Annotated in this window: 5 protein-coding genes; 1 reads left to right on the forward strand and 4 read right to left on the reverse strand. The window is 69.1% G+C overall.

The features are described from left to right. Nucleotides 1-22: 22 nt before the first annotated feature. From AP428_RS12080 to AP428_RS12095, 4 genes are all read right to left on the reverse strand, one after another. Complete coding sequence (locus AP428_RS12080; RefSeq protein WP_023478104.1) at nt 23-646, reverse strand: ABC-type transport auxiliary lipoprotein family protein; 624 nt, start codon at nt 644-646, stop codon at nt 23-25. Between the two features lie 105 nt (nt 647-751). Beyond that, a complete protein-coding gene (locus AP428_RS12085) occupies nt 752-1,681 on the reverse strand; it encodes an MlaD family protein (protein ID WP_012329298.1) in 930 nt (309 codons plus the stop codon). Between the two features lie 17 nt (nt 1,682-1,698). Next, the gene (locus AP428_RS12090; RefSeq protein ID WP_011546312.1) at nt 1,699-2,613 is read right to left on the reverse strand and encodes an ABC transporter ATP-binding protein; all 915 of its coding nucleotides are present in this window, start codon (nt 2,611-2,613) and stop codon (nt 1,699-1,701) included. After that, nucleotides 2,610-3,734 (reverse strand): ABC transporter permease, encoded by a 1,125-nt coding sequence (locus AP428_RS12095; protein ID WP_041489611.1) that lies wholly within the window; start codon nt 3,732-3,734, stop codon nt 2,610-2,612. Before AP428_RS12095 ends, AP428_RS12090 begins: the two co-directional genes overlap by 4 nt. A 367-nt stretch (nt 3,735-4,101) precedes the next feature. Between AP428_RS12095 and AP428_RS12100 the strand changes: the two genes are divergently transcribed. Then, entirely contained in the window at nt 4,102-6,171 is a 2,070-nt protein-coding gene (locus AP428_RS12100) for a bifunctional 2',3'-cyclic-nucleotide 2'-phosphodiesterase/3'-nucleotidase (RefSeq protein ID WP_027810384.1), read from the forward strand. Nucleotides 6,172-6,200: the final 29 nt, after the last annotated feature.

A 6,200-nucleotide genomic window follows, 5' to 3' on the forward strand; every position in this document is an offset into this window, starting at 1 on the left:
AATCGCGGCGGCACGTCAGGCGTCACGGCGTGCCCGCGTACGCCTGCACGCCGACCCACGCGGCGATCTGCGACACGAGTTCGTCGCTGGCCGCCGCGAGCGCACGCGCGCCGCCGGCGGCGTCGGGCGTGCTCGACGGCGCGCGCGCAACGAACGTGCGCTGGCCGAGCACCTTGCCGTCCTGCATCAGCGTCGCGCGCGCGGTGACCGCGCCGTGGCTTTGCGACTGCCCGTCGAAAACCTGTTCGAATTCGCTGAGGTCGACCTTGAGGGTCGGCGCACGCACGCCGTCGGCGCCTTCGAGCACCGTGCCGCGCGACGACAGCGCGCCGCGCAGCCGCTGCGTGAGCAGTTGCGCGGGCGGCGCGGTCCAGCGGCTGTCGCGATAAACGGCCACGTGCTGCGCATCCGCGTACGCGAGGCGGTACGCGAACTTGTCCGAATCGAGCGCGTCGGGCGCGGCGACGTCGAGCACCTTCAGCGCGGGGCCCGAACCGGTGGTCGTCACCGACGAGGCAGGCCCGAGGTCGTAGCGGATGTTCGACAGCACCGCGTCGTTGCCGGCGCAACCGGCCGCGAGCGCGAGCGTCAGCACGGCGAGCGCGGCCGCGGCCGGGCGCAGCGCGCGGTCAAGGATTCGTGGCATGGCGTATTCCTGCATGATGTGTCCGGTTTCGATGGGCGTCATGCCCGGCCGCTCCCGGCCGGACGATCGATCAACTGCTGCCGTGTGTTCCGTATGTCCCGTGTATCACTTCCCGGCCGTCGCGCCCGGCCAGACAAAGCCCGCTTCACCGGGCCCCGGCGCCGCGCCGGGCGAACCGAACAACAGACTGCGCGGGTTGCGGCCGAGTTCACCGGCGACGTCCTTCAATTGCCGCGACGCGTCGCCGACGCTGTCGGCCAGCGCATTGAAGCGCGGCAGCGTGTCGTACTGCACGCGCGCGTTGAGGCCGTTCAGCGCGACGCCGACCTGCTCGGCGGCCGTGCCGGCCTTGTTCAGGTTCGACACGAGCGGCCCGTTCGGCTGCAGCAGCGTGTTCGCCGACGCCATCGCGCGGTTCACCTCGTGCATCGTCTCGGGCAGCGCGGTGACTGCCGGGCCGAGCTGCTTCGTCAGCGTCGCGGCGCCGTCGGCCGCGTGCTGCAGGCTTTCGGCGGTCGCGCGCAACTGCTCGCGCATCTCGGGCGACATCAGCGCGTTCGCGCTCTTCGCGGCCAGTTCGAGCTGCCGCAGCAGCACGTCGCCGCGCTCCTGGATCTGGTCGAACAGGCTCGGCCGCATCGGGATCTGCGCGATCGCCTTCGGCGACGACGGCAGCGGCGCCAGATCGCGCCCCGTATCTTCCAGCTGCACGAACGCGATGCCCGTCACGCCCTGGAAGCCGAGGCTGCCGTAGGTCGACTGCGTGATCGGCGCATCGTGATCGACGAGGATGCGGATGCGGATCTGGCCCGGATGCGTGCGATCGAAGCCGATCGACTGCACCTTGCCGACGTCGAGGCCGCGAAAGCGCACCGCCGCATCCGGGAACAGTCCCGTCACGTTGGTGCGCGCGAGCAGGTCGTACGGCACGCGCACGGTGCGGTCGACGTTGAACCAGAACACGGTGCCCGCGATCGCGAGCGTCAGCGCGATCGTGAACAGGCCGGCCCAGAACGCATGTGATTTGTTTTCCATTCGCGGGTTCCTTGCTTCTACAGCTCGACGCTCGAGAGCGCCGGTTCGAGGGCCGCCTTCGGCAGCTTCGCGCGCCGCTCGGGCGGCAGCGCCTGCAATGCGCGGCGCCCGCGCAGCCCCAGGAAATATTCGTGGATGAACGGATGGTCGACGTTCGCGGCCTCCTCGACGGGCGCGGCGACCAGCACCTTGCGGTCGGCCAGCACCGCGACGCGCGTCGACAGCGCGACCATCGTGTCGAGGTCGTGCGTCACCATCACGACGGTCAGCCCGAGCGTGCGATGCAGCGTCGCGATCAGCTCGACGAATTCGTCGGACGCCTGCGGATCGAGGCCGGCCGTCGGCTCGTCGAGGAACAGCAGCTCGGGCTCCAGTGCGATCGCGCGCGCGATGCCAACCCGTTTCACCATCCCGCCCGACAGCGCGGCCGGCATCTTCGACGCGTGCTTGCACGGCAGCCCGACCATCTCGAGCTTCAGCATCACGATGTCGTGCAGCAGGTCCGGCGGCACGCGGCCGAGCTCGCGCAGCGGCTGCGCGACGTTGTCGAACACCGTCATCGACGAGAACAGCGCGCCCTGCTGGAACAGCATCCCCGAGCGCGTGCGCATCATCCGCGCGCTTGCATCGTCGATCGTCGACGTATCCTCGCCGAACACCTTGATCGTGCCCGACGTCGGCCGTTCGAGGCCCAGGATCTGCCGCACGAGCGTCGTCTTGCCGGAGCCCGACCCGCCGACGATCGACACGATCTCGCCGCGCCGCACGTCGAAATCGAGCTTCTGGTGAACGATGTTGCGCCCGTAGCGCTTGGTCAGGTTGCGCACCTCGATCACGAGATCGCCGGCGTCGGCGGCCGCGTCCGGCCGGGGGCCGACCGCCCCGGCGCCGATGGCCGCGGCATGCGCGGTCGTTTCGTTCGATGCGTTCATCCGAGCCCCACGTTCTGGAACAGGATCGCGAACACCGCGTCGGCGAGGATCACGACCGTGATCGACGACACCACCGACGTGGTCGTGCCTTCGCCGAGGCTCTGCGAGTTCGCCTTGATCCGGAAGCCGAAATGGCACGCGACCAGCGCGATCAGCATGCCGAACACGACGCCCTTGCCGACGCCGATGTACAGGTTCGCGATCGGCACGACGCCCGGCAGCGAGCGCACGAAATAGTTGATGTCGATGCCGAGCACCAGCTTCGCGGCGAGCGCGCCGCCCGTCAGCGCGATGATGTTGGTCCACATCACGAGCAGCGGCATCGCGACGCCGAGCGCGAGCACGCGCGGCAGGATCAGCCGCAGCCCGTGCGGAATGCCCATCACGCGCATCGCGTCGAGCTCCTCGGTCACCCGCATCACGCCGATCTGCGCGGTGATCGCCGAGCCGGAGCGGCCCGCGACGAGGATCGCCGACAGCACGGGGCCGAGCTCGCGGATCACCGACAGCCCGAGGATGTTCACGATGTAGCGGTTCGCGCCGAACATCTGCAGTTGCTGCGCGGACAGGTAGCTGAGCACGATGCCGATCAGGAACGCGACGAGCGCGGTGATCGGCAGCGCCTGCGCGCCGGCGCTGTAGATGTTCGCCGAGGTTTCCTTCCACGGCATCGTCTTCGGGCGGCGCAGCACCGACAGCGCATCGAGGATCACGCGGCCGAACATCGTGATGCCGCCCTGCAGGTGTTCGCCGAACGCGAAGATCGCCAGGCCGAGCCGCGTGACGGGATCGAAGCGCACGATGCGCTCCGGCGCCTCGCGTTCGCTGTCGAGCCGCTCGATGCGCTCGAAGATCGTGCGCTGCGTGGCGCTCAGCGCGACGCCGGCCGGCAGCTTGCGGCCCCATACGCGCCACAGCGCCTGGCCGCCGACGTGGTCGAGCCGCTCGATGCCGGACAGATCCCATTCGCTCACGCGCCCGGCGGCGATGCTCGCGATGCGGCGCGCCACGGCGCCGCGGTTGCGCGCGAGCGAGAGCGCGGTCCACTGGCCGGTCAGGCGCACCGTCTGGCCCTGGCCGCCGGCGTCGACCGACAGGCCGGGAGGAGTCTCGAAGTCCAAGGGCAGGTTGTTTGCAAAAGGATGACAGCGGCCATTGTAGCGAACCGCCCGATGCCGCGACGTGAGGATTTCGGCGGGTTGCGCAGCCGGCGGCGCGAACTCGGGAGGCGCCGCCGGGGCGCGGGGCCGGGGGCGCCGATCGAGGCGCCGGGCTCGGGCGCGCAGCCGGGGCGCCGGGCTGGTGCCGGCCGGGACCGGCCCGAAACCGAGACGGGCCACGGCCCGCTGCCCGCGTCGCGACCTTTCATTGTTCCGTCACGTTTCCTTTCGATACTCTCACGCGCCGCACCTCAGGCCGACGGCGCGCCGCGCCGCCATTCGTGCGTACCTCGCGTTTCATAAAACAGAACACCGAACAGGACAACCGATGCGTCTCCCCCCGCTTTCCCGCCGCCACGTGCCGGCCGCCGCCGCGCTCGCCAGCCTCGCCTTCGTCCTCGCCGGCTGCGGCGGCGACGACGTCACCGCCACGCCGCCGTCGCAGCCCGAGGCCCAGGCGCCCGTCGGCACGACGGCCACGCTCGCGCTGCTCGAGACGACCGACCTGCACACCAACGTGCTGTCGTACGACTATTTCAAGCTCGCCGCCGACAATTCGCTCGGCTTCGAGCGCGTGTCGACGCTGATCGCGCAGGCGCGCAAGCAGTACCCGAACACGCTGCTGCTCGACAACGGCGACACGATCCAGGGCACCGCGCTGTCGGACTACCAGGCGCTCGTGAAGCCGGTCGGCTGCGACCAGACGCTCGCGATCTACAAGGTGATGAACGCCGCGAAATTCGACGGCGGCGGGATCGGCAACCATGAATTCAACTACGGGCTGCCGTACCTGTCGCAGGTGACCGGCAACACGTTCGAGGTCGACGGCCTGCCGGCGCCGGCCCAGCAGAAGAAGTGCGCGGGCCCGAACTTCCCGCAGGTACTCGCGAACGTGATCAGCGCGAAGACCAACGCGCCGCTGTTCACGCCGTACACGATCCTGACGCGCACGGTGACGGCCACGACGCCGGACGGCAAGACCGTCAGCGCGCCCGTGAAGATCGGCATCATCGGCTTCACGCCGCCCGCGATCATGAACTGGGACAAGCGCTGGCTCGACGGCAAGGTCTACACGACCGGGCTGAAGGAAGCGGCCGAGAAGTACATTCCGGAGATGCGCGCGAAAGGCGCCGATCTCGTCGTCGCGATCTCGCACGGCGGCCTCGACAATTCCGCGTACTCGCCGACGATGGAAAACGGCAGTTGGTGGCTGTCGAAGGTGTCCGGCATCGACGCGATGCTGATCGGCCACTCGCACCAGGTGTTCCCGGACGCGAACAGCACCGTGGCGCAGTTCAACCTGCCGGGCGTCGACAAGGTCAAGGGCACCGTCAACGGCGTGCCGACCGTGATGGCCAACTACTGGGGCAAGCATCTCGGCGTGATCAAGCTCGGCCTGAAGTTCGACGGCAAGACCTGGGCCGTCGACAAGTCGCAGACGACCGTCGAGGCGCGGCCGATCCAGAACGCCGACAAGAGCTACGTCGCGGCCGACCCGTCGGTGTCCGCCGCGATCGCGGCCGAGCACCAGGCGACGATCGACTACGTGAAGACGCCGATCGGCTCGACCGACTACCGGATGAACTCGTACTTCGCGGACGTCGGCGATCCGGGCGCGATCCAGATCGTCAACGAGGCGCAGGCCGACTACGTGAAGACCTACGTGCAGGCGAACCTACCGCAGTACGCATCGCTGCCGGTGCTGTCGGTCAGCGCGCCGTTCAAGAGCGGCTTCGGCGGCGGCACCGACTACACCGACGTCGCGCCGGGCGCGCTCGCGATCAACAACGCGGCCGACCTGTACCTGTATCCGAACACCGTGTACGCGGTGAAGGTGAGCGGCGCCGACGTGAAGAACTGGCTCGAGACGGCCGCCAAGCGCTTCAACACGATCGACCCGACCAAGGCCACCGTGCAGCCGCTCGTCAGCACCTTCCCCGGCTACAACTTCGACATGTTCACGTCGGCCGATCTCGCGTATGAAATCGACGTCACGCAGCCGGTCGGCAGCCGAATCAGGAACCTGACGTACAAGGGCGCGCCGATCGACCCGAACGCGCAGTTCATCGTCGCGACCAACAACTACCGTGCGAGCGGCGGCGGCAATTTCCCGGGCCTCGACGGCAGCAAGACGATCTTCGCGTCGCCCGATGCTAACCGCGACGTGCTGATCGCGTTCATCAAGAAGCGCGGCGCGATCACGCGCGCGGCCGACGGCGCGCAGCGCAGCTGGCGCTTCACGAAGCTCGCGAGCTCGGTCGCGCACGTGCAGTTCGCGTCCGCGCCGAACCGCCTCGGCGACGCCGCGGCGGCCGGCCTGACCGGCATCACGCAGGTCGCGGCCGACGACGGCTCGGGCAAGAACCTCGCGACCTACGAAATCGACCTCACGCAATGAGACACGCGATGCAACCGATCCGGACGATG

Origin of the sequence: Burkholderia sp. E168m22 (assembly GCF_001319805.1) — a bacterium.
Classification (GTDB): Bacteria; Pseudomonadota; Gammaproteobacteria; order Burkholderiales; family Burkholderiaceae; genus Burkholderia; species Burkholderia orbicola.

Bases quoted from the DNA above. Each gene is read 5' to 3' on its own strand.
- AP428_RS12080 (WP_023478104.1), bottom strand. From the start codon at position 646: ATGCCACGAATCCTTGACCGCGCGCTGCGCCCGGCCGCGGCCGCGCTC.
- AP428_RS12085 (WP_012329298.1), bottom strand. From the start codon at position 1,681: ATGGAAAACAAATCACATGCGTTCTGGGCCGGCCTGTTCACGATCGCG.
- AP428_RS12090 (WP_011546312.1), bottom strand. From the start codon at position 2,613: ATGAACGCATCGAACGAAACGACCGCGCATGCCGCGGCCATCGGCGCC.
- AP428_RS12100 (WP_027810384.1), top strand. From the start codon at position 4,102: ATGCGTCTCCCCCCGCTTTCCCGCCGCCACGTGCCGGCCGCCGCCGCG.